Here is a 22939-nt window from a genome sequence, read left to right as displayed (position 1 = left end):
GCCGGCAGTGGCCCAGTCTAGCCGGTCTGCCAGGTGGTGCCTGGCGTGCGGTGCGGCTCGGGACCGGCTATGAAGGAACCACACCGATCTGTGCAGAGGAGCCCGACATGAGCGAACCGAGCAGCGCCGTCCCCGGGGACATCGAGCTCGACGTCGACGAGGAGAAGGTCGAGGCCTGGGACGAGGTCAAGGCCGACTACCAGGTGGAGCCTGACGGTCAGGCCGTGCCGAACAGCATGGCCCCGACCGACTTCGAGCCCGCCGACGACGAGGACGACGACGACGAGCAGTGACCGCCAGGAGCAGGCACGAGCCCGCCCACGGGCTCAGCTCGGCGGCGCCTCCGGGCCGGTGACCGGTCGGCCCGTGTCGATGTCGGGCTCGAGGTAGATCAGCAGCGTCAGGTCCGGCACCGCTGCCCGGGCCCGGGCCTCCGCGGCGTTGATGGCGTCGGCGATGTCCTCGGCCTTCGCCCCGCGGGCCACGGCCACCTTGGCGGCCACGACGACCTCCTCGGGGCCGAGGTGGACGGTGCGCTGGTGGATCACCCGTTCGATGCCCGGGGCGGACTCGATCCCGGCGACGATCTTGGCGAGGTGGCCAGGGGTGGCCGACTCGCCGAGCAGCAGCGACTTCATCTCGACCGCGAGCACGATGGCCACGGTCACGAGCAGTACCCCGATCAGGCCGGTGCCGGCGGCATCCCAGCTGCCGTTGCCGGTGAGCAGGGTGAGGGACACCCCCAGGAGGGCGAAGACCAGGCCGACGAGGGCGGCGAAGTCCTCGAGCAGGATCACCGGGAGCTCGGGCGCCTTGGCCGAGCGGATGAACTGCGGCCACGAGCGCGAGCCGCGCACCTGGTTGCTCTCGTGGATCGCGGTGCGAAACGAGAGTCCCTCCATGACGGTCGCCGCGAGCAGCACCGCGACCGGCACCCACGCCCAGCTTTCGATGGCACCGTGGCCGGCCTGGGCCTCGTGCCACTTGTGGTACGCCTCGTAGAGCGCGAAGAGACCGCCGACGCTGAAGAGCACGATCGAGACGATGAAGCCGTAGAGGTAGCGCTCGCGGCCGAACCCGAACGGGTGCTCGGGGGTCGCGGCCCGCTTCGCCCGGCGACCACCGAGCAGCAGCAACCCCTGGTTGCCCGAGTCGGCGAGCGAGTGCACCGACTCGGCGAGCATCGAGCTCGACCCGGTGAGCAGGAACGCGACGAACTTCGTGACGGCGATCCCGAGGTTGGCGGCCAACGCGGCCAGGATCGCTCGGGTCCCGCCCTCGGCTGACATGGGCGCCACCCTACTTGCCGCACCGGCTACCGTCGTCTCGTGACCACCGCCGAAGGAACTCTGGACTGGGAGCCCGCGCAGCGGCATACCGAGCTGCTTGCCGCCCCGGTCGCTGCTGCCCTCGAGGCCGCACCGAGCGCCCAGGTCGCGCCCATCGACGCGGCCCTGGCCGACACGGCCGCCTTCTGCGAGGCGTACGACGTGGCCCTCGACAAGTCCGCCAACTGCGTCGTGGTGGCCGGCAAGCGGGCCGGTGAGGTGCGGTATGCCGCCGTGCTCGTGCTCGCCACCGACCGCGCCGACATCAACGGCGTCATCCGCCGCCACCTCGACGTGCGCAAGATCAGCTTCGCCCCGATGGAGCAGGCCGTGTCGCTGACGGGCATGGAGTTCGGCGGCATCACCGCGCTCGGACTCCCCGACGACTGGCCGGTCCTCGTCGACTCGGCCGTCTCGCGGGCGGGCCGAGTCGTCGTCGGCAGCGGGATCCGCGGTAGCAAGCTCCTGCTCGATGCTGCCGACCTCGCTGCCCTGCCGCGGGCCGAGGTGCTCGACCTGTCGCTGTGACGAGGTCTGACGGCGAGGTCTGACGGCGAGGTGGGGCCGGCTCAGCGGCCGGTGCGGTCGGCCAGGTCGGCCACGTGCGCCGACACCGCCGGGTCGAGGCCCAGGCCCAGCGCGAGGTAGGTCGCGGCGAAGTCCGTCGTCGCGATCTGGCCCGCGAGGCGCACCAGCGGGTGACCCGGCTGCGCCAGCACCTGGGACACGCGGACGCCGACCTCCTTGGCGGCGGCCACGACCGCGTCGGCCAGTGCCGCCGCCTCGACCGCCTCAGGCGTCATCGGCTCGGGTGCGGCATCGCGCAGCATGAGCAACGCGAGCCGGGGCGGCGCCGGGCCGTCGAGATACGGGTCGGCGAAGATGTCACCACCCGATGGCGGTCGGGCCGCCGCCTCGCCGTATGCCGTGGTGTACGGCCCGTCGAAGCACGCCACCACCTGCGCCGCGTCGTCGGGCAGCTCGCCGAAGGTCGCCGGCACCCGCGCGGTGCGCGCCAGCATCGACGCGGCGCGGCCTGCCGCCACGCCGTTGAGCGCACCGTCGCCGAGCACGACCGGGACTCCCTCCGCGAGGTCGGCCGCCAGCACCTTGGCCGGGTTGACGAACGACTCGGAGGACGGGCGCGCGGCCTCGGCCACCTCGTCGAGGCGGTCTGCGGCGTCGAGCAGCACCTGCTCGGTGACGTCGACCAGCCCGAGGTGGCCCGCCGCGAGGAGCACCGGGGCCAGCAGCGACCAGAGCGCGGTGCGGGACGTCGTGCGCCCACGACCGATGTCGATGTGCACCCCGCGGGCCTGAGCGGCCACGTCGGCGAGCGGCGACTGGGACGCACCGACGGTCAGCAGCGACGCGCCACGCCGCGCCGCCTCGGCCGCCAGCGCGAGTGGTCCGGCCGCACGGCCGGACTGGGAGACCGCGATGACGAGGTCGAGCGGCCCGACCCACCCGGGAAGGGGGACGTTGCGGCGCACGCTCACCGGCACCGGCGAGCCAGGCTCGGCGAGCAGCTCGAGGACGTCGCAGACGACTGCGGAGCCACCGAGCGAGGCGACCAGCACCGACCGCGGGCGCTCCCCCCGGAAACCCGCTCGATGCCGGCGTCGACCGACAGGTCGATGGCCTCACGCACCTGGGCGCCGGCCGTGGCCAGGCCGCGCAGGGTCTGGCGCGAGTCCAGCGTGGCAATGACCTCCTCGCTGTCGATGCGTCGCTCGTCGAGGTAGGGAGCCATGGCCGTCGGTCAGGCCGGCTTGCGGGCTTCGTCGACGAGCAGGACGGGCACGCCCTCGTCGATGCGGTACTGCAGCCCGCACTCGGCACTGGTGCAGTGCAGCTCCGCCCCGGTCGCCCCCTGGGCATCGACCAGCTCGGACCGGCAGGCCGGGCAGCGCAGGATCTCGCGCAGCCAGGGTTCGATCTGGGCCTCGTGCCCGGTTGCGTCAGACATCAGCCTTCTCCTCTCACCAGGGCGAGGACATCGTCCCGCACCCGCGTCATCGTGTCTGCATCGGCGGCCTCGACGTTGAGCCGCAGCAGTGGTTCGGTGTTGGAGGCCCGCAGGTTGAGCCACCACATCGGGCCGTTGTCGTCACCACCGTGCGTGGCGGTGAGCCCGTCGAGGTCGTCGAACTGCGCACCCCGCGCTGCCGCCCACTCGCGGACCTTCGCGGTGGCCGCGGGCGCGTCGGTGACGGTCGAGTTGATCTCGCCGGACGCGGCATACCGGCTGTATGCCGCGGTGAGGCGGCTGAGCGGCTCGGCCTGCTCGCCGAGCGCGGCCAGGACGTGCATCGCCGCGAGCATGCCGGTGTCGGCGAACCAGAAGTCGCGGAAGTAGTAGTGCGCGCTGTGCTCGCCGCCGAACACCGCCTGCTCGCGGGCCATCTCGGCCTTGATGAACGAGTGGCCGACGCGGGTGCGCACCCCGCGCGCACCCTGCTCGGCGATGATCTCGGGGACCGCAGCCGACGAGATCACGTTGTAGACGACAGCGATGTCGGCCGCCGACGCGCCAGCCGCCACCTTACGGGCGATCTCGCGGGTCGCGACCAGGGCGGTGACCGCGCTGGGGCTCACCGGGTCACCGTGCTCGTCGACGACGAAGCACCGGTCGGCGTCACCGTCGAAGGCCAGACCGAGATCGGCACCGTGCTGCACCACGGCGCGCTGCAGGTCGCGGAGGTTCTCGGGCTCGAGAGGGTTGGCCTCGTGGTGGGGAAAGGTCCCGTCGAGCTCGAAGTAGAGCGGGATGACCTCGACGGGCAGGGCCGGGAGACCCGCCTGGGTGCCGAGCACCGCAGGGACCGTGTGGCCACCCATGCCGTTGCCGGCGTCGACGACCACGGTGAGTGGGCGGATGGCCGACAGGTCGACCAGGCCGCGCAGGAACCGGGCGTAGTCGGCGAGGACGTCGCGCTCGACCACCGAACCCCTGGTCGTGCCTCGAGGGCCCGCACTGGTGCCGGAGTCCAGCAGCCCCTGCGCGGTGTCGCGCACCTGGCCGAGGCCGGAGTCCTGGCCCACGGGGCGAGCCCCGGCACGGCACAGCTTGATGCCGTTGTACTGGGCCGGGTTGTGCGACGCGGTGAACATGGCACCGGGCAGGTCGAGGGCGCCGCTGGCGTAGTAGAGGCCGTCCGTGCTGCACAGCCCGACCACCGTGGCGTCGAGGCCGTGGGCCGTGACCCCGGCCGCGAACGCGCGTGACAGCTCCGGGGACGAGGGCCGCATGTCGTGGCCGATGACCACCCCGGGCGCGCCGTCGGGGATCACCACCTCGAGGGCGAAGGCCGCGCCAAGAGCCCACGCGACGTCGACGTTGAGCTGCTCAGGGACGAGCCCTCGAACGTCATAGGCCTTGACGAAGTCGGTCAGCTGGGGCGCAGGCACGCCCGAAACCCTAGCGGGATCAGCCGTCACGCAGGACGCGAAGGTGTCCGCGACGACCGGTCTCGACCGCGCCGGAGGCACCCTCGTCGCTGGGCTTGGCGACCGCGCGGGCCGCCGGGGGCGCGTCGAGGCGTGGGCGCCCGGCCTCCCGGACGGCGTTGGCCAGGGCCAGCAGGTCGTCGTGCGACGGCTCCGGCTCGACGTACTCGCCGGAGAGGCGCACGATCTCCCAGCCCCGGGGGGCGGTCAGCCCCTCGGCGTGCACCGCGCACAGGTCGTACGTGTGCGGCTCGGCATACGTCGCGAGCGGGCCGACGACGGCGGTCTGGTCGGAGTAGACGTAGGTGAGGGTCGCGAGCGCCGACCGCGGGCACGCGGTGCGGGAGCACCTCCTCGACAGACTCACGCGGGGACTCTATGCCACCGAGACCGGGGCCCGCTCTCGGCACGCCGTAGCATGACGGCGTGACTTCGAGCGGGGACCCTGGGGTGCGGGGCGGCGGCGCGCCGGGGCCCCGTCGGGACCGGCGCGGCCGAGGTCTGCGCGGGCCCCTGGCCTGGCCCGCCGTCCCGGCGATGACCACCCGCCGCGCGCTGTTCGACGACCTCGTTCTCGACAGCGCGGCCCGCCTGGAGCCCCGTATCGGGCCGGGCTTCGGTGACGTCGAGTTCGCAGTCGAGGACGTGCCACCCAGCGACCCGGCACCGTGGGAGCGCGAGGGCGTCGCGCTGGGCCGGACGTTTCCCGCGCACGGCACGCAGCCGGCGCGGATCGTCATCTACCGCAGGCCGGTCGAGAGCCGGGCCCAGGACCTGCGCGAGCTGACCGCCATCGTCCAGGACGTCGTCGTCGAGCAGGTCGCGGCGTTGTTCGGGCTGCCCCCCGGTGACCTCGATCCGCGCTACCGCGACGGCGACATCGACTGAGCTACGGCTGGACCTCGCTGAGCGCGACGGTGGTCGTCCGGAGCAGGGTGTCGACCAGCGGTGTCGAGGTGAGCAGTGGCCCGAGCGCATCAGCCAGCGAGGTGGTGACGCCTGCGTGCAGCTCGCCCTGGCCGGAGACGCGGTGCACCCAGACCGAGGACGAGGCGGGGAGCTTCACCTGCGCCGTGGAGTCGGCTTGGATGCTCACCCGCTGGGACTGGACGTCGCCGGCCGGGCTGACGGTGTCGACCTGGGCCACGAGGGAGTCGCCGGTGGCCGTCAGGTCGAGGGAGTGCGCGGTCTTCGCGGTGTCCGCGAACGGCATACCGGCTGCCCCGGTGATGGGCGCGGTGGACACCGACCAGGCGTAGTCGCTGACGGCGGTGCCCTTGGCGTAGCGGGCGACGACGGCACAAGCCACCACCGGCACGTCGGCGCGCACCTGGAGCGCAGACGCGCCTGCGGGCAGGGCCGAGATGTCGATGTCGTGGACGGTCCCTCCCGCCACCCGGGTCACCCCGCCCGAGGGCAGCGCCCGCGGACCCTGCGCGGTCAGCACCCGCGCCTGGACCACCGCCTCGCCGTCGCCGGGGACGACCACCCGGAGCACGGCGGGACCGTTCACCTCGACGTTGGGGATGACCTGGTCGCGGGACGGAGCCGCCGCCGGGCTGGCGTCGTCGGCCCCCGCGGCGAGGGTGCCGTTGAGCCAGCTGTCGTTGACCGCCGCTCCCACCACGCCGCCCTGCGTGACGACATGGACGGCCGGGGACGAGAGCGTCGCGGAGATCGAGTCGAGCAGGAAGGCGGTGCGCCCGTGGGCGGGGACCACCAGGCCCTTGCCGATGGCCGACTGGACCGGCCCGTCGGCGCCGTGCAGGGTCACGTCGACGGTCACCGGGTTGCCGCCCGGGTTGGTGAGGACCAGCCGCTCCTGCCGGCCCGGGGCACTGCCACCGGCGAGCAGCCACAGGTCGGCGCCCGGACGGGTGCAGGGGGTCGAGGTGAGGGCGCGTTGGTCGCCCGAGGTCACGAGCGAGGACTGGGTGGCAGCCAGCCCGGGGGCCAGCGACTGGGTGCCCGCGACCAGGACCCCCGTCGCCGAGGTGAGGCCGGTCGCGACGACCTTGCCCCGGTCCGTCGCGGGCGCACCCAGTGCGGCACCCGGCATACCTGTGAGCGCCAGTGCGCCGGGGGTGGCCGGTGGTTGCGTGCCCGGGAGGGCCTGCAGCGGAGCGGCGGCAGCCGCCACGTGGACGCCCACCGGCAGATCGTGCAGGCCCTGTACCCCGACCAGCTCGGGGCCCGGGCAGACGAGCGAGGACCCCTGGACCGGCGCGGAGGACGCCGCCTGGGTCGCGGCGCTGGCACTCGACGAGGGCACGACGGCCACGGCACCAGGCACGTGGGTGGCGCCGTAGACCAGGCCGGCCCCGGCCGCGGCGACGACGACGGCGCGAACCACCCCGAAGACCGACACGCTCATGTTCGCCTCCTGGAGGCACGGTTGCCGAACGGCAGGGCGAGGAACACCACAAGCAGCAAGGCCAGCCCCTGGCCGTAGCGCCACAGGACGTCGGTGGGCAGCACCTCGACGGTCAGGGTCGTCGGGCCGGGGGAAGCCGGTATGCCGTGCCGTCAGCCGCCGGTGCGAGCGCTCGCCCGTCGACGGAGACCCGGGCGTGCCGAACCCAGTCGCGCGGTTCGGCGAGCACGAGCGTGGCGCCTCGGGGGACGACGACCTTCGAGCTGAGCGCGCTGTGGCTGCCGTCGACGGGCACGGCCTGCTGCGCGGTCGCGGTGACGAGCCGCGCGCGAGATGGAGCCACGGCCTGGTCGGACGCGCCGCCGCCGGGCAGGACCCGCCAGAAGATGACCCCGTCGTGCTCGCCCAGCCGGCTGAGGCCGGCCGTCGCGTCGAGGAGGCGAAGGCGTGGGTCCGACCCGCCGGTGCGCAGTCCCACGAACCCGACGGCCTGGTCCGACAGCAGCCGGGCGGGCCCGACGACCCCGGGTGCCGCGCCTTGGGCGAACAGCGCGCTCACCGCGGTCGCAACGGCCGAGGAGTCGACTCGTTCGGTGCTCGGCGTCGGCAGGCTGCGAGCGACCGGGCCGGGCTCGCTGCCCACCAGCTCGTAGCGCAGTCCGGAGCCGTCGGGGCTCAGGACGAGCATCCGGTTGGCCAGTGGGCCCTCGGCCTGGTCGATGGCGACCGCGGGTCGGGGGTCGGTCCACGCTGAGAGGGTGCTGCCCAGGGAGTGCCAGGTCGTCCACCCGGCGCCGGCCAGCACCGCGGCGATGACGAGCGCAGGCACCGGCCACCGGGCCACCGCGAGCCAACCGCCGCGCTGGCGCGTGAGCGCCAGACCGCGCGAGCCGTGCAGCGCCGCGGCGATGAGCGACAGCGTGGCCAGGAGGAGGCCGGTCCCGGCCCAAGCGGTGACCGGTGCTCCGGCGTGCGGGTGACCTGCGGGCACCGTGCCGAGGTGAAGGCGCGGGGCGAGCAACGCGTAGGCGAGGCCCACGAGGGCCGACAGGCCCAGGACGCTGGCGCCACGACCCCGCGGGCCTCCACGCACGAGCCCGAGCACCCCGGCCAGCACGATCGGGATGCCGAGGACGACCGGCAGACTGGCCGGGCCGCCCTGGTGGAGCAGCGCCAGCTGCCAGGGCGGCGACTGGGTCTCGCCCCAGACCGACAGGCCGGGCCCGGTGAACAGCAGCTGGGGCGAAGCGACGACGGTCGCCACCCACGGCCCGAGCAGGACCAGGGGACCGACGACGAGGGCCAGGCCGCGCACCCGGGCAGCCCCTGGACCGAACGCGATCAGGCCCAGGCCGGCGACGAGCACCGCCACGAGCAGCGCGGGCACGAAGGCGCCCAGGACGGCGGCGCCGAGGATCGTCGCCGCAGTGACCGTGGTGGAAGCCCCCCGGCGAGCCATGAGCGCGCAGCCCGCCCCGACGAGGGGAAGCAGGACGGCCGCCACGAGCGCGCCGAGGCGCCCCACGGCCACGGCGGAGGCGAGCACCCCGCTGGTGCCCCACGCGAGGGCCGCGAGCGCGCGCGGCCACCGCGAGTGGGTGACCACCCGGGCGCCGAGGTATGCCGTGAGCGTGGCCAGCGGCATCGCGAGGCCGACGAGGACGGCCACGGCAGCCCCCAGGGCCGAGGCAGGTGCTCCGATGACGGGCAGGTGGGAGACGACCCACGACAGCCCCGCGAGCACGACGAGGTACGGGCTCTGGTCGCCGGCGTGACCGAGCCCGGCGCCGTGCCAGCCGTCGAGCCAGGCGTGCCAGGTCGATGCCGTGTCGCCGCGGGCGCCCAGGAGCTCGCCACCGACCAGACCGGAGCGGAAGCGGTCGAGCACTCCCCCACCCAGCTGGCGCGAGGCGACCATCGTGACGATGGTGGTGGCGATGACGACCAGCAGCCCGGGGTTGCGGGCCGCTCGGGAGGCGATCGAGGAGCCGAGGACGTTGAGGTCCTCGGCGTCGTCGTCGACCGGACCGGACTCGACGGGCTGGACGGCTGCCCGCCCGCCCGGATCGGTGGCGGTCGGCTCGAAGGCCACCTGGTCGTGGATGAGGTCGCTGGTGTGTCGCAGGACGGTCCGGCCACCGACGAAGAGTCCGACCAGGTCGCGACGTCGGACCCGCCGCAGCTGGCGCGAGCGCCACCGGGCCCGCGCCACCCGCCAGGGCGTGAGCAGGGCGCCGATATCGCTGAGCTCGGCCCAGGCTGCGCGGGGGCGCTTGGCCAGCAGCAGGGCAGTGCCCGCGAGCAGGCTCGACACGGCGATCCAGAACGCGAGCAGGGGCAGGGTCCACCACGCACACCGGGCCAGCGCGACCCGCCGGGCCGCCCGTCGCTGGCGGCGGGCCGACTCGGCCGGCACGACCGCGCTGGTGTCGATCGCGCTGGTGTCGACCGGAGCACCCGTGCGCAGGGTCGCCCGCGGCACGACCACGACCCGGCGACCGCTGTGCTGGGCCCGCCAGCCGAAGTCCACCTCGGAGCCGAACTCGCCCAAGGTGGCGTCCCGCCAACCGAGGCCCTCGAACACCGACCGCTCGGCGAGCATCCCCGTGGTCGGCACGGCGAGCACGTCGCTGCGCCGGTCGTACTGACCCTGGTCGGGCTCACCCGGGGTGGGAGACGGGACGACCCGGCCGCTACGGGTCAGCTGGTGGCCCACCGCGCGGAGGGCGCCGGGCTGGTCCCAGACCAGCAGCTTCGGGCCGGCGACCCCGACCGAGGCCGAGCGCCGGACCGCGTCGACCAGCCGCGCCAGGGTGGTCGGCGCCGCGGCGCTGTCGGCGGTGAGCACCCAGACGTGCTCGACCACAGCGGGGAGCGAATCGGCCTGTGCTGCAAAGGAATCCGAGGTGTCGGCAAGTGCCACGCGCGCGGCGTACCCGGTGGTGGCGCGGCGCTCCACGGTGACGAACCGGATCGAGGGGATCGCCTCGGACAGGCCCCGGTGGGCCCGCACGGTCTCGACGGCCGAGCCGTCGAGACCGGGGTCGACCACGACGAGCCGTTCGGGGCTGCGGGTCTGGCGGGCGAGCGAGTCGAGGGTCTCCGGCAGGGCGGTGAGGGGTCCGTGCAGGACGAGCACGGCGGTCACGCTCACCACAGTCGGCGTCGAGCCGGCTGCGGGCGGGTCGGTCACAGCATGGGACGGGGCAAGCGTCATGCGCTTGTCACGGGCGGAGCCGCCGACCGGCGGCTAGACCGCACGCTTCTTGAGCTTGCGCCGCTCGCGCTCGGACAAGCCGCCCCAGATCCCGAACCGCTCGTCGTTGGCCAGGGCGTACTCCAGGCACTCGGCCCGCACCTCGCACCCGACGCAGACCTTCTTGGCCTCGCGGGTGGAGCCGCCCTTCTCTGGGAAGAACGCCTCGGGGTCCGTCTGTGCACACAGAGAGCGCTCCTGCCAGGAGAGCTCCTCCTCGTCACCCTCCAGGGTGATCAGCTGCAGTTCCTGCACGGCTTCCTCCTCGACCCGGTACGCCGCTGCCGTGACGGGAACGTCACAACAATGGAATTACACGCGTGTCATACGTGGTTAGTCAAGCGGAAGTCTGATATTTGCCCGATCGGATGAACCTTGATACGGCGTGGCGTCCCCCGTGCCGGGCGGGGGTGCGCGGACTGCAAGACTGCGGCCATGCGTATCACGGCCCTGGCCGGAGGGGTGGGCGGCGCCCGGTTCCTCCGCGGACTCCGCACCCACCTCGACGCCACCCCGGACCTCGCCGACAGCGAGCTCACCATCATCGGCAACACCGGCGACGACATCAGCCTGTTCGGGCTGCGGGTCTGCCCCGACCTCGACACGCTCCTCTACACCCTCGGAGGCGGCATCCACGAGGGCCAGGGCTGGGGCCGCGCGGACGAGAGCCATCGCGTCCAGGGCGAGCTGGCGGCATACGGCGCCACACCCCAGTGGTTCGCCCTCGGCGACCTCGACATCGGCACCCACATCGCCCGGTCGCAGTGGCTGGCCCAGGGCCTGTCCCTGTCCGAGGCGACCACACGGCTCGCCCAGCGGTGGGGACTGCCCGACCAGCGCGTGACCGTGCTGCCGATGAGCGACTCCCCCGTCGAGACCCACGTCGTCGTCGAGGACGCCGACGGCCAGCGCGCCGTGCACTTCCAGGAGTGGTGGGTACGCATGCAGGCGTCGCTGCCGGCCCAGCGCTTCGTGGCCGTCGGCATGGACCGCGCGACCGCCGCGCCGGGGGTGCTCGACGCGATCCGCCACGCCGACGTGGTGCTCCTGCCGCCCAGCAACCCGGTCGTCTCGATCGGCATCATCCTCGGCGTCCCCGGGGTGCGAGATGCGTTGCGCGGCACCGCTGCTCCCGTGGTCGGCGTCTCACCGATCATCGGGGGTATGCCGGTGCGTGGCCACGCCGACGCGTGCCTCGCGGCGATCGGGGTCGAGTGCACCGCCGGCGCCGTGGCGGGGCTCTACGAGGACTTCCTCGACGGCTGGCTGGTGTCGCAGGAGGACGCCGCGTCGGTCCGGCTGCCGCGTGCCCAGGTGCGTGGTCGTCCGCTCCTGATGACCGACCGTGCCGCCGCGGCGCAGATCGCCGGGGCAGCCCTGGACCTGGCCCTCGAGACCAAGCGCGGCTGAGCCCGTGCCAGACCGCACTGGGGTCAACGTCACCGTCATCCCCCTGACCGGGATTCCCGAGGTGCGCCATGGCGACGACCTCGCGGCGCTCGTCGTCGCCGCCGCGCAAGGGGCTGCTGCCCTGGTGGACGGCGACATCATGGTGGTCTCCAGCAAGGTGGTCTCGAAGTCGCGTGGCCTGTGGGCGCCCACCGCCGACCGGGAGTCGGCAGTCGCGGACAGCACGGTGCGCGTGGTGGCCGAGCGCGCCTCGGGTGACCGGGTGACCCGGATCGTCGAGTCGGTCGCCGGGCCGGTGATGGCTGCCGCGGGGGTGGATGCCTCGAACACCGGCGGGCGCGACGGGGTGCTCCTGCTCCCGTCAGATCCCGACGCCGAAGCCGAGCACCTGCGCGGCGCTCTGCTGGCCGCGACCGGGCTCACGACCCTCGGCGTCGTGGTCAGCGACACCGCGGGCCGGCCGTGGCGGTCGGGCCAGACGGACTTCGCCTTGGGTGCAGCGGGCGTCCGCGTCATGGACGACCTGCGTGGCGCTACGGATGCGGACGGGCAGCCGCTCAGCGTCACCGCGCGGGCGCTCGCCGACGAGCTGGCTGCGGCGGCAGACCTGGTCAAGGGCAAGGCCGACGCGACCCCTGCAGCCATCGTCCGCGGGACGTCCTGGGCCGGTGCCGAGCCCGGCGACGGGGCGCGCAGCCTGGTCCGGACGGGGCGTGAGGACTGGTTCGACTACGGGCGGGCCGAGGCCGTGCGCGCCGCCCTCGGCATCGAGCCAGGCAGCGCCGACGCGCACGACGCCGGGATCGCCTCCGTCGCACCCGAGGACCTGCCTGCCCGCCTCTCCCGGGCCGTCGCCGTCGCCCTGCACGGCGCCCCCGAGGCGGGCATCGACACCGGGGGCACCACGGTCCGGGTGAGCGCGCCCACGGCATACGACCTCGGGGTCGCGGTGACCCGGCTCGAGGTGGCGCTGTGGGGAGAAGGCCTCGAAGCCCTCGCCGCCGAGGTCCCGGCACAGACCGGCCGCCTCGAGGTCGACCTGGCCATCCGCGAGCGACCGCGCGGCCGCTGAGCCGGGAGCAGGCACCCTCGTGCGGGGTCGCTACCGGCGGGTCGGCAGGTGGGTGCGAGGAGCCATCCGCGGTCCGCGTCGCGGTCGCATCGCGCCGTCCAGCTCCAACAAGCCGCTGCACGCGGTAGCGGTGGCCGCGGTAGGGCTCGAGCAGCTCGGCCATCGCGTCGTCGTCGAGCACCTCACCGGTCAGGGCCCAGGTGAGGTTCTTGGCGACGTGGTAGTCGCCGAAGCTGGGCGAGTCCGGGTCGCCCAGCGCCCGCTGCGCCACCTCGGCGGCCGTCCAGACCCCGATGCCCTGCACGGCACGCAACCGCGCGGAGGCCGCCTCCTGCGGCAGGCTGACGCACTCCTCGAGCCGGCCGGCCACCCGGGCGGCGCGCACGACCGTCCCCGACCGGGCGCCGTCCACCGAGGCGCGCAGCCATTCCCACGACGGGATCGCCGCCCACCCGGCAGGAGCCGGCGCGACCCACAGCCGACGGTCGGCGCCGGGGCCCGGCGCACGCGACCCGTAGCGGTGCACCAGGGTGCGGTAGCCGCCGAACGCCTCCTGCCCGGTGACCTTCTGCTCGATGACCGCCGGCACCAGGGCGTGCAGGACGAGCCCTGAACGCGGAACGTGCCACGCGGCATACCGCGCGTGGGCCCGCGCCACCTGCGGGTGGTGGCTCACGAAGTCGCTATCGTCGTCGTCAGCCCCGAGCAGCGCGGGCACCTGGTCGAGCGCCCAGGCGGCCCCCTCACCCCAGGCGCTCGCCATCACCGCGCCAGCATCGGAGCGCTGCACCAGGCGCAGCGTCGCGGGCCCCTGCGGCGTGGGCAGCCCGAGCCACCACCCCTCGCCGCGATCCGGCTGGAACGTGGGGTCACCGCCCCCGCGACGGAAGATCGACACGATGAGCCCCACAGACGTGGGGCGGCCCGGACTCCAGACACGGGTCAGCTCGGGCTGCGGGGACACCAGGACAGTCTGACGCGTTCTCCCGACAACGCCCGCACGTGGTCCCCGTAGACTCTGCGCGACGTCCACCGCCCCGAGAACCACCGAGGAACCCGTGAGCAACAAGCGAGCAAGCCAGGACCGCAAGGCCCGACTGGCCGAGATCCAGCAGCAGCAGAAGGCCAAGGAGCGCAAGGTCGTCGCCGCCATCGTCGTCGGCTGCGTCGTCCTGCTCGGCGCCCTCGGGGGCGTCGTCGCCTACGCGATCAGCGACGCGAAGTCCAAGCAGCTGCCCGGACTCGGGGTGTCGGTCGCCGCGGCCTCCTGCGACCCGGTGACCACGGACGTCGGCGGTGGCAAGGCCCAGCACGTCGGACCGGGCACCGCCCAGTCCAAGGTCACCTCGGTCAAGTACGACACCGTGCCGCCGAGCCACGGACCGCACTTCGTGAGCCCCGATGTCAGCGGCCGCGACTTCTACACCGCGGCCGACCGCCCGGTGGTCGAGACGCTGGTGCACAACCTCGAGCACGGCTACACGATCCTCTGGTACGACGGCTCCAAGGTGAAGGACACCACCCTCCTCAGGACCATCGCCGACAAGGCCAACGCGGAGCCGGACTCCAGCGGCAAGTTCAAGGTCGTCGAGTGGGACGCGAGCCGCGGCACCTTCCCCGCCAACAAGCCCTACGCGCTGGTCCACTGGGCCGCCGATGCCGGCCACCGCGAGATGTGCGGCGGCCTCTCGGGTCAGGTGGTCGTCGACTTCATCAAGAAGTACCCGATGACCAACACCCAGGAGCCCGGCGGAGCGTGACCCGGCCGGTCTCGCCCGGCTGCGCGACGCGCCTCAGCGGCGGCGGAACGTCAGCAGGATGAACGTGTAGTCGAGGCCGACGCGGTCCCAGTGGACCGGGCGTTCCTCGTGCGACAAGGAGTCCGACGTCGACAGGTCGCCCACGAGGTCGAGTCCGCACGCATCAGCCGTCGCCACCAGCGCGCGGATGTCCTCCGGGCTGAAGATGTGCACCTCGCTGCCGTATGCCGTGCGGCCCGTGGTGTCGGGGGGCTGCTGGTCGTAGTCGGTGGACACGCAGAGCACACCACCGGGGCGCAGCACCCGGGCGGACTCGCGCAGGAACGGCTCGAGCGGCACACCGTGCTCGACGACAGACATGCAGGTGATGGCGTCGAGCGAGCCGTCCGGCAGCCCGGTCGCCGTGACGTCGCCGTGGCGGAAGACCACGCCGTCGCGGCGCACCTCCTCGCCGAACTCGAGGTTGATGCCGAGCAGCGACCCCGGGGCGGTGCCCAGGCCGTAGAGCCTCAGCCAGGGCAGCACCGGTGAGTACCGCGCGCTGCCGGCATCCATGACCCGGGCCGTGCGCGAGCCGTCGTCGGCGAGGCTGAGCACCGCCCCGACCGCACCCAACGCGTCCCAGTTCTTGGGCAGGTCGCGGTGCAGCGGCAGCCGCAGGCGGCGCGCCTCTTCGGTCGCGGCCTGCCACATGGCCTCGCTGCGGAGCAGGCCGGTGGGGGGCACCACGGTCGGCACGGGGCGCGACGCGGCATACCCCCGGCGGGTCTCCGCACGCCGCTGCACGGCGACGCGGGCCCACAGCACGTGCTCGGCACCGCGCTTGGCCACCGCGAGCAGGCGGCCCCCGGGTGGGGCGGCAACCTGCGGGGCGGGATCGGTCTCGTCGGAAAAGGGCATGCGGCGCAATCTAGCGGGCATTCGTCGGGGGCATCGGGTCCTCCTCGGCGACCAGGTGGTCGTGCTCGCGCTCCGGGCGGGAGGTGAGGAGGTGGTGCGAGCGCGCCCAAGCCCAGCCGATCAGGGCGAACACGACGTCGGACAGCACGCTGAGGAAGCGGGCCAGGACCACCACGGCAGCCGCGCCCGGGGTCGAGAGCAGCGGGGCGAGCAGCAGCACCAGGAGCCCCTCACGCAGGCCGACCCCGGCGGGGAGCAGGACGGCGAACATCGACAGCGCCGAGGCGAGCGCGAACCCGGCCACGGTGGCGACGACGAGATGGCCGCCGGTGGCCCGGCCCTCGGAGACTGCGCGGGCGAGCACCAGGACGTGGAGCCCCGAACAGACCCAGGCGGCGATCAGGTAGGCAGAGGAGAAGAACACCGCGCGCCCCGAAAGCTCGTGCTCGAGGGGCTCGCGACGCAGCAGCCGCAACCCCAGCGCGATGCCCCAGTTGAGCAGGCGGGGCCAGAACGCGATCGCGACCAGCGGTAGCGCGAGGAGCAGCACCCAACCCGTCGAGGAGGTCGCACTGCGCGACAGCAGCAGCGGCAACGCCGGAACGCCCGCGAGGAAGCCGCAGATCGCGGCCAGGCCGATCGTGATGAGCCCCACCACGGCCGACCGACGGCGCGGGATCTCGAGTTTCAGACCCATCTCGGCCTGAGCGACGATCGACCACACCGACCCGGGCAGGTACTTGCCGAGCTGCCCGACGAAGAAGATGCCTCCGGCGGGCGCGAGGTGCAGCGGCGACCCGAGGTCGGCGAGGATCCGGCGCCAGGCCAGCAGGGTCAGCACGGGCGCCAGCGAGATCAGCGCAGCGGCCAGCAGCAGGTCGGGCAGCCGGACCTTGCCGATGTCCAGGGATACCTGGGCCCAGTTGCGGGCCACCGCGACCCCGACCGCGGCCACGACGAGGGAGGGCGAGCGCGATGCGCAAGGTGGTGAGGAGCCGAGCGCGGGTCATCAGCGCCGTCGGAGGGTCAGGCGCAGCAGGCCGTATGCCGCGTCGGCGCGGGTCGCGCCGTCGGAGGCGTGGCGCATCCGGCCGGTGATGTCGCCGTCGACGTCGCCGACGAGCACGAAGCCGAGGTCGTGGGCCCGCGCCAGGACCGCGCGGACGTCGGCGGGACTGAGCGCACCCTCCGCCTCTGAACCGCCGATGGGCAGGGTCACGCAGAGCAGGCCGCCCGACCGCAGCGCCCAGGACGCCTGGCTCATCGCCTCGTCGATGTCGTCGGCATCGCATCCGCCGGGGTGCAGCCGCACGATGACGTCGAGCGAGGCCGTGTCGACGTCGAGCACCTCGACCGACGACCGGTGGCCGGTCAGCTCGAGCTCGACCGGCGCGAAGCCGATCGCCCGCGCCCACCGCGACAGCGGCGACCGGATACCCGACTCGTCGACGATCACCGCGCTGCGGCGACCGTCGTCGCGCACCCGGACGATGGCGGCGAGGGCGCCGAGCGCGGCCCACGCCGCGATGGCGTCACCACCCCGCGGCAGCCCGAGACTGCGGGCGAAGGCCTTGGCCTCGTCGGCATCGTCGCCGTCGGCCAGGATGTCGGAGGCGCGGATCCACTCCGGCAGGTCAGCCCGGTCGACCTCGACCTCGGGGCGCGAGGCAGCCACGAGGCCGCGCACGGCGGCACCGACCCGGTGGGTCAGGTGGCCGGCGACCGCCCGGGGCCCGCTCGCGTCGCCCTGCGACCCGTGGGCGTGGGCGGGCTCGAGGCCGGGCTCGAGGCCGGACTCGGCGGCGGGCTCGACCGCGGCCAGCGCCTCGATCGTGCCGACGTAGCGCGCCCAGGGCCCGGACAGGTCCGGCGGGCGCACGGCGGACCGGAGCCGCGCGGCATACCCGGGTTCGGCGAGCCGCTCGAGGGCGGCGACCAGCGCCTCGGGATCAGCCGCTGGGACCAGCAGCCCGTCGACCCCGTCGCGCACCTGCGAGCCGAAGGTGCCGACGTCCGAGGCGAGTACGGCGAGGCCGTGCTGCTGGCCGAGCAAGACGTTCTGGGAGGCGGTCGCGGTGCGGTAGGTCAGGGCCAGGACGTCGTGGGCCGCGAGCAGCGGGGCGAGCCGGTCGGCCGGGACGTATCCGCCGTGCACCTGCACCCGGTCGCGCAGCCGCGGGTCCTGGGCGAGCTCCTTGACGCGCTCACCGCTCGCGCCCCACATCTCGCCGGCGACGGTCAGGGTCGGCCCGGGCACCTGCGCCAGGGCCTCCATGAGGAGGTCGACGCCCTTGTAGTCGCGCACCATCCCCAGGGCGAGCAGCCGCGGCGGTCCGTCGTGGTCGGCGCGCTCGACGGGGGCGCCACCGGGCAGGTGCGGCGGCAGGTCGGTGACCGACACCCTGGGCGCATGCAGCTCGTAGGCCAGCTTGGCCTGGGAGTCGCTGTGGACGAGCACGGCGTCGACCCGCTGGAACAAGCCGCTGCATGAGCTCGCGGTCACCCACGTGGGTCTCGTGGGGCAGCACGTTATGCGCGATCACCACGGTGCGCGGCCGGCCGGTGGATGCCGTCGTCGTCCGAGGACGCCCGGCGCCCGCCGCCCGCAGGAGGACCAGGTGGGCCGGCACCACCGCGGGGATCACGTGGATGACGACGATCGCGTCGAACCCGCGCAGCCGCCGCCCGGTGCGCACCCAGGTGTCGGGACGGGCCCAGCTCAGGGCGCGCACCGTGCGTGGGAACGGGGGCACGTCGGCTGAGCCGCCCGGCACGGCCTGCTCGCCGGGGTACAGCTTGGACGGGTAGAGGTGCGACCACGACACCAACGTCACGTCGTGGCCGGCTTCGGCCAGCTCGTGGGCCAGCGTGGTCGTGTGCGCGGCCACCCCACCCTTGTAGGGGTGCGTCGGCCCGACGACTGCGACCTTGAGGGACGCGGAGCTGCTCACTCTGGCGACTCCGGCCCGCTCAGACGCCGGGGCGAGATCGCACGACGAGGTCGGAGAGCAGGGCGAGCGAGCCGATGAGGATGCCACTGACGACCAGCAGGACGGTGCTGGCCGGGAAGTAGAACGGGTGGCGCACCATGTCGACGACGCCCTTGACCACCCCGATGACGATGAGCCACAAGGCTGGCGGCATCAGCACCTTGAGCGGGTCGAAGTACATGACCATGCGCAGCACCTGGAGGATGTAGCGGTAGGCGTCGCGGACGAAGTGGAACTTGGAGACGCCGGCCCGCTTGGCGTAGGACGTCGGCACGTACTTGATGTCGTGCTGGTTGGACAGGAACGCGAGCGTGATCGTCGTGACGCAGCTGAACCCCGGCGGCAGGAGTCGCAGGTACGGCAGCGACACCTCACGCCGGAACGCACGCAGCCCGCTGTTGAGGTCGGGGATCGTCTGGTTGGTGAGCTTCTCGGCGATCTTGCGGATCAGCCACTTCGCCGGGACCCGGGCCCACTTGTGGGTGCCCTCCTCGGTGGTGCGCGCGCCGACGACCTGGTCGTAGGACTCGTCGTCGCGCAGGATGCGGACCAGCTCGGGGATCCGCTCGTTCTCGTAGGTCATGTCGGCGTCGGTCCACACGACGATCTCGCCGTGGGCCTGCTGGGTGCCGATGCGGCGCGCGGTGCCCGACCCGCCGTTGCGCCGGAACGGCATGACCCGCAGGTTGGCGTACCGGGTGGCCGCGTCCTCGAGCACCTCGAGGGTGTTGTCGGTCGAGGCGTCGTCGATGCAGAGCAGCTCGTAGGTGAACTCGCTCGAGTTCATCGCCGCCGTGATGCGCTCGATCTCCTGGAGAACGTGCTCGCCCTCGTTGTAGCAGGGCAGGACGATGGTGACGTACGGCTTGTCAGCCTCGTGCGCACTCGCCGGGGTCGCCGCCGTGCTGGGCAGGTATGCCGCGTCCGCTGGGTGCACGTGTTCCGTGCGGAGCCGTTCGGTCACCGGCGCGGGCCCAGGGATCTGCCCGGTGGGGATCTGCTCGGTGACGGGGGCCGTGGCGGCCGGACCGGTGCTGGGGTGTTCGCTCATCTCGCGAGGAGCCTACCCGTCGCGGGGCGCGGCGCCGCCAACGCGGCGGAGAACTGCTCGCGGGCAGCATCGTCCGGGTCATCACACGGACGATGCTGCCCGCGAGCCGCGTAGCGCGCAGTCAGGTCGGCGACACGCGCGCGGTCCGGCCGCCCAGCCCCGGTCCTGCAGGATGCGGCCGATGTCGAGCGCAGTCACACACGGCTCGACCGCCACGTCCTGCCAGAAGACCCGAGTAGTCGCCCGGCGCGTGGCGAGCAGCTGACGGTCGCGTCGCCCGTCGCGCACTCGGTCACCCCACTGTTCGTGCCCGAGCCGCCCGTCCACCTCGACGATGAGGCCGTATGCGTCGTACTCGTTGTCGTGGTAGCGGCGTTGGCCCAGGTCGCTGACCTGTTGACGGGTCGCGCGGGGCAGGCCATGGGCGCGTTCGACGTCGCGGATGCAGAGCAGCTCCGCCCCGCTCTGCCCGCCGTCGTCGACGTCCTGGAGCGCTGAACGCAACAGCGCGCCGTGGCGATGTCCGCGGCGGAGAGCGAGCTCTTGGGAGAGTGCGGCGGTCGTGACGAGCTCCTGGTGGACGGCCTTCGCCACGAGCGCGAGCGCATTCGTCAGCGTCGAGACGGCGGCAACGTCCAGGACCGTCGCCGCCACGGTCGTCCGCCAGGGGTAGGCCCGATCGTCCACGAGATCGTCCCAGCGCCGGGACCTGCGAATGCGTACGCCGTCAGGCGCGACCACGAACCGGCGGTGAGGCACCACGAGCTCGACGGGTGACGGCGCGCGACGCTCGAGACCCCACAGGTGGGCGGCACTGCGGCCGCACAGGGCCGCATCGGCAGCCGCGTCGCCAGACAGCGCCGACAACAAGCGCAGCCACGGCCGCGACCTGGACGTCGTTGCGACCCGGGGTGGTGAGGTAGACGCCGTCGTACCAGCGCGACCAGCGCCGGCTGGACACTCGCCACTGCAGCGCCTCATCGGTCAGGCCCGCATCACGGCACTGGCGACGGGTGAGCAGACCCGCCTGCAGGTCAGCTGCGACCCGCAGGGTCCGCCAGTCGATGGGCACTTCCTCAGCGTGTCCGATCCGCCGACACGACGGCTGCGGTCATCCACAGGGCGCTGCGCCGCGCTCGTGGGCAGCATCATCCGGGTGATCGCACGGAGGATGCTGCCCACGAGCCGCCCGCGAGCTGCCGACCAGCTGGCGGGGCCGGGTTTCACCTCCGGCTGCGGGTGTGGAACCGTGGGCGCGTGGACTCCGAGCGCGTGTTGACCCTGATGAAGACCGTCGCAGCCGAGGTCATCACGCCCCGGTTCCGCTCCTTGGCCGATGGCGAGGTGATGGAGAAGAACCCCGGCGACCTCGTGACCGTGGCCGACCACGAGTCCGAGGCGATCCTCACCCGCGAGCTCTCCGCGGCATACCCCGGGGCGTTCATCCTCGGCGAGGAGCGCACCTCGGCCGACCCGAGCACCCTCGATCGCTACGTCACGGCCGACCACGCCTTCACCGTCGACCCCGTCGACGGCACGAAGAACTTCGTCCACGGCTCCCCCGACCACGCGGTCATGGTGAGCGAGGTCAAGCACGGCGAGACGGTGCGGGCGTGGATCTGGCAGCCCGAGCACGAGGTGGCCTGGGTCGCCGAGAAGGGCGCCGGCACCTACCGCAACGGCGAGCGCGTCACCCGCGAACCAGTGGCCGAGGGCGTGGCGCCGCGCGGCGTGACGTCGATCTGGCCGCTGCGTGGCCACTCCCTCGGCTCGCTGCCCGCCCTGTTGGGTTCATGGGTGTGCTGCGGCGTCGACTACCCGCGGCTCATGGAGGGCGCAGCCGACTACATCCTCTACGCCCGCAACAGTCCGTGGGACCACGCCCCGGGCGCGCTGATGGTCACCGAAGCCGGTGGCGTGGTTGGGCACACCGACGGAACCCCTTACGCACCAACGACGCTCACGCCCGGCATCATCGTCGCCGCGGACCGTGGGACGTATGCCGCGGTGCGCCGCCACGCGGCCGACGCCTTCGCCCGTCGCTGACCCAGGCCCGTCGCTGACCGGCGCCCGTCGCTGATCCGGCCCCGTCGCTGACCGGCCGCTCAGAAGTAGTCGGTGAGGTAGGCGACCGACGTGGCGAAGACCGCGTCCGCGACCTCGTCGTAGCTCTCACTCTCCCCAGCCAGGCCGGCGCGCCGCAACGCGGCCACCGGCCGACCGGCATACAGGCCGGCCAGTCCGCGGGCCGACAGCGCAAGGGCCGAGGGGGCGTCGTCGACGGGCTGGAGCTGCCCGGCGCCGCCACTGACCTCCAGCCGCCAGGTGCGTGAGTTGGCCGCGCTCTCGGAGTCGTCGACCCGGACGACGACCGACGCCTCCACGGCGGCGGGGTAGCCCCGCGCGGCCAGCGCTCCGGGCACGTCGAGCACCCGGAGCATCCAGCCGTGCTGGGTCACCGCGTGACCGGCCTCCTCGGGCAGCGCCCAGAACAGCGGGTCCTCCGGGGAGAGGTGGGCGTAGACGGTCCTGGCGATCGACGACCCCGAGCCGACGAGCGACCACAGGCTGCGCATGCTGTCCTCGCTGGCGGCCCAGAGGAGGTCGACCGACAGGTCGGTGCCGTCCCACTCGTAGACGACCAGGCCGTCGTCGGTGCAGTAGACGAACGAGGTCGGGTCGGTGAGCCGACGCTGCCAGTCCTGCTCCGACCACGGAATAGGTCCACTGCTGCGCGTGCGCCGCAACCCGTCCCGGCACAGGGTCACCAGCCGGTCGACGTCGGCAGGGGTCGCCCGCACGGGGCGCACCGACCCGCCGAGGACCCGCAGCTGGGCGGCCGGGAGCGCGAACCGGCTCTGCGCACCGACGAGCTCCCACCCGAGGTGGCGATAGACCGGGACCGTGGCGGGGAACAGCGCGGAGAGCGGCTCGCCGCGGGCGACCGACCGCTCGGCCAGCCCGCGCATCAACAGGGTGCCCACACCCCTGCCGCGGAACTCGGGCAGCACCGTGATCCCGGCCATGCCGGCCGTCGGCACGAGGCGGCCGTGCCAGGCCTGCTCGAACCCGCGAGCCTTGCCGCAGCCGGCGAGCTCGCTGCCGTCGAAGACGCCGAAGAGGCGCCGCTGCGCCAACAGGTCGAGGTTGATGGCCCGCCATCGCTCGGCACCGGAGTCGGGCATCGGGCCGAACGCCCGGACGCGGATGTCCTGCATCGCGTCGAAGTCCGCCTCGGTCAGGGCTCGGAAGTCCAGGCTCACAGCTCGAGGCTAGCCACCGCGGGCCGCCCCACGCAGGCGTTACGGCGCGTTCGCCCCCCGCCCGACGTCCGTCCAGGCACCCAGG

General features: G+C 73.5%; 22 protein-coding genes and 1 pseudogene. 7 read left to right on the top strand and 16 right to left on the bottom strand.

Going from position 1 to position 22939, the window contains the following annotated elements; genetic code table 11:
- Window positions 1-107 precede the first annotated feature (107 nt).
- The gene (locus GKE56_RS00870) at window positions 108-293 is read left to right on the top strand and encodes a hypothetical protein (RefSeq protein ID WP_154682953.1); all 186 of its coding nucleotides are present in this window, start codon (window positions 108-110) and stop codon (window positions 291-293) included.
- 33 nt (window positions 294-326) lie between these two features.
- Here GKE56_RS00870 and GKE56_RS00865 read toward each other — a convergent pair whose 3' ends face one another.
- A complete protein-coding gene (locus GKE56_RS00865; RefSeq protein WP_154682952.1) occupies window positions 327-1289 on the bottom strand; it encodes a cation diffusion facilitator family transporter in 963 nt (320 codons plus the stop codon).
- Between the two features lie 39 nt (window positions 1290-1328).
- On the opposite strand from GKE56_RS00865, the gene GKE56_RS00860 reads away from it, so the two are divergent.
- Complete coding sequence (locus tag GKE56_RS00860; RefSeq protein WP_154682951.1) at window positions 1329-1856, top strand: YbaK/EbsC family protein; 528 nt, start codon at window positions 1329-1331, stop codon at window positions 1854-1856.
- A gap of 41 nt (window positions 1857-1897) precedes the next feature.
- Here the strand turns inward: GKE56_RS00860 and GKE56_RS00855 are convergent, their stop codons facing one another.
- From GKE56_RS00855 to GKE56_RS00840, 5 genes are read right to left on the bottom strand one after another with little or no spacing between them, the layout of a single operon-like run.
- Window positions 1898-2908 (bottom strand): SIS domain-containing protein, encoded by a 1011-nt coding sequence (locus GKE56_RS00855; RefSeq protein ID WP_370518430.1) that lies wholly within the window; start codon window positions 2906-2908, stop codon window positions 1898-1900.
- Window positions 2824-3081, bottom strand: a complete 258-nt coding sequence (locus GKE56_RS18010; protein WP_370518429.1) for a hypothetical protein — start codon at window positions 3079-3081, stop codon at window positions 2824-2826. The genes GKE56_RS00855 and GKE56_RS18010 overlap by 85 nt, the downstream gene beginning before the upstream one ends.
- 9 nt (window positions 3082-3090) lie before the next feature.
- Window positions 3091-3297, bottom strand: a complete 207-nt coding sequence (locus GKE56_RS00850) for a Trm112 family protein (RefSeq protein WP_154682950.1) — start codon at window positions 3295-3297, stop codon at window positions 3091-3093.
- Window positions 3297-4739, bottom strand: a complete 1443-nt coding sequence (locus GKE56_RS00845; RefSeq protein ID WP_154682949.1) for a phosphomannomutase/phosphoglucomutase — start codon at window positions 4737-4739, stop codon at window positions 3297-3299. Before GKE56_RS00845 ends, GKE56_RS00850 begins: the two co-directional genes overlap by 1 nt.
- A gap of 19 nt (window positions 4740-4758) precedes the next feature.
- On the bottom strand, window positions 4759-5145 hold the full coding sequence (locus GKE56_RS00840; protein ID WP_154682948.1) for a DUF3499 domain-containing protein: 387 nt from the start codon (window positions 5143-5145) through the stop codon (window positions 4759-4761).
- 170 nt (window positions 5146-5315) lie between these two features.
- On the opposite strand from GKE56_RS00840, the gene GKE56_RS00835 reads away from it, so the two are divergent.
- On the top strand, window positions 5316-5666 hold the full coding sequence (locus tag GKE56_RS00835) for a metallopeptidase family protein (RefSeq protein WP_154682947.1): 351 nt from the start codon (window positions 5316-5318) through the stop codon (window positions 5664-5666).
- Window position 5667: 1 nt separating this feature from the next.
- Here the strand turns inward: GKE56_RS00835 and GKE56_RS00830 are convergent, their stop codons facing one another.
- The 3 genes from GKE56_RS00830 to GKE56_RS00820 form a co-directional block, all read right to left on the bottom strand.
- Window positions 5668-7152 (bottom strand): DUF5719 family protein, encoded by a 1485-nt coding sequence (locus GKE56_RS00830; RefSeq protein ID WP_154682946.1) that lies wholly within the window; start codon window positions 7150-7152, stop codon window positions 5668-5670.
- Between the two features lie 112 nt (window positions 7153-7264).
- Entirely contained in the window at window positions 7265-10300 is a 3036-nt protein-coding gene (locus tag GKE56_RS00825) for a glycosyltransferase (protein WP_195908200.1), read from the bottom strand.
- Between the two features lie 102 nt (window positions 10301-10402).
- Window positions 10403-10663 carry a WhiB family transcriptional regulator gene (locus GKE56_RS00820; RefSeq protein WP_154682944.1) on the bottom strand — a complete coding sequence of 87 codons (261 nt, stop codon included), beginning with the start codon at window positions 10661-10663 and terminating at the stop codon, window positions 10403-10405.
- 180 nt (window positions 10664-10843) lie between these two features.
- Between GKE56_RS00820 and cofD the strand changes: the two genes are divergently transcribed.
- The 3 genes from cofD to GKE56_RS00805 all read left to right on the top strand — a co-directional run bounded on the left by cofD (window position 10844) and on the right by GKE56_RS00805 (window position 14650).
- Entirely contained in the window at window positions 10844-11818 is a 975-nt protein-coding gene (gene cofD / locus GKE56_RS00815; RefSeq protein ID WP_154682943.1) for a 2-phospho-L-lactate transferase, read from the top strand.
- Window positions 11819-11822: 4 nt separating this feature from the next.
- Window positions 11823-12890: a coenzyme F420-0:L-glutamate ligase gene (gene cofE / locus GKE56_RS00810; protein ID WP_230209083.1), complete on the top strand. Its 1068-nt coding sequence runs from the start codon at window positions 11823-11825 to the stop codon at window positions 12888-12890.
- A 1058-nt stretch (window positions 12891-13948) separates the two neighbouring features.
- Window positions 13949-14650, top strand: coding sequence for a DUF3105 domain-containing protein (locus tag GKE56_RS00805; protein WP_154682942.1), 702 nt, complete (start codon window positions 13949-13951; stop codon window positions 14648-14650).
- Window positions 14651-14683: 33 nt separating this feature from the next.
- Here GKE56_RS00805 and GKE56_RS00800 read toward each other — a convergent pair whose 3' ends face one another.
- The 6 genes and pseudogenes from GKE56_RS00800 to GKE56_RS00780 form a co-directional block, all read right to left on the bottom strand.
- On the bottom strand, window positions 14684-15550 hold the full coding sequence (locus GKE56_RS00800) for a class I SAM-dependent methyltransferase (protein ID WP_195908199.1): 867 nt from the start codon (window positions 15548-15550) through the stop codon (window positions 14684-14686).
- 10 nt (window positions 15551-15560) lie between these two features.
- Window positions 15561-16505 carry a lysylphosphatidylglycerol synthase domain-containing protein gene (locus tag GKE56_RS00795; protein ID WP_230209082.1) on the bottom strand — a complete coding sequence of 315 codons (945 nt, stop codon included), beginning with the start codon at window positions 16503-16505 and terminating at the stop codon, window positions 15561-15563.
- Between the two features lie 54 nt (window positions 16506-16559).
- Window positions 16560-18053 carry a glycosyltransferase family 4 protein gene (locus GKE56_RS00790; protein WP_230209081.1) on the bottom strand — a complete coding sequence of 498 codons (1494 nt, stop codon included), beginning with the start codon at window positions 18051-18053 and terminating at the stop codon, window positions 16560-16562.
- A gap of 10 nt (window positions 18054-18063) precedes the next feature.
- A pseudogene (locus tag GKE56_RS17040) lies at window positions 18064-18384 on the bottom strand (glycosyl transferase); the annotation flags it as partial.
- A 136-nt stretch (window positions 18385-18520) separates the two neighbouring features.
- Window positions 18521-19591, bottom strand: coding sequence for a glycosyltransferase family 2 protein (locus GKE56_RS00785; protein WP_230209080.1), 1071 nt, complete (start codon window positions 19589-19591; stop codon window positions 18521-18523).
- An 81-nt stretch (window positions 19592-19672) separates the two neighbouring features.
- A complete protein-coding gene (locus GKE56_RS00780) occupies window positions 19673-20458 on the bottom strand; it encodes a hypothetical protein (RefSeq protein ID WP_154682940.1) in 786 nt (261 codons plus the stop codon).
- 390 nt (window positions 20459-20848) lie between these two features.
- Here GKE56_RS00780 and GKE56_RS00775 point away from each other — a divergent pair, with 390 nt between their 5' ends.
- A complete protein-coding gene (locus tag GKE56_RS00775; protein ID WP_154682939.1) occupies window positions 20849-21637 on the top strand; it encodes an inositol monophosphatase in 789 nt (262 codons plus the stop codon).
- Window positions 21638-21696: 59 nt separating this feature from the next.
- On the opposite strand, the gene eis is transcribed toward GKE56_RS00775, so the two are convergent.
- A complete protein-coding gene (gene eis / locus GKE56_RS00770) occupies window positions 21697-22854 on the bottom strand; it encodes an enhanced intracellular survival protein Eis (RefSeq protein WP_154682938.1) in 1158 nt (385 codons plus the stop codon).
- Window positions 22855-22939: the final 85 nt, after the last annotated feature.

It is taken from the genome of Nostocoides sp. HKS02, assembly GCF_009707485.1.
Taxonomy (GTDB): Bacteria; Actinomycetota; Actinomycetes; order Actinomycetales; family Dermatophilaceae; genus Pedococcus.
This window is presented reverse-complemented; position numbering and strand designations above follow the sequence as displayed.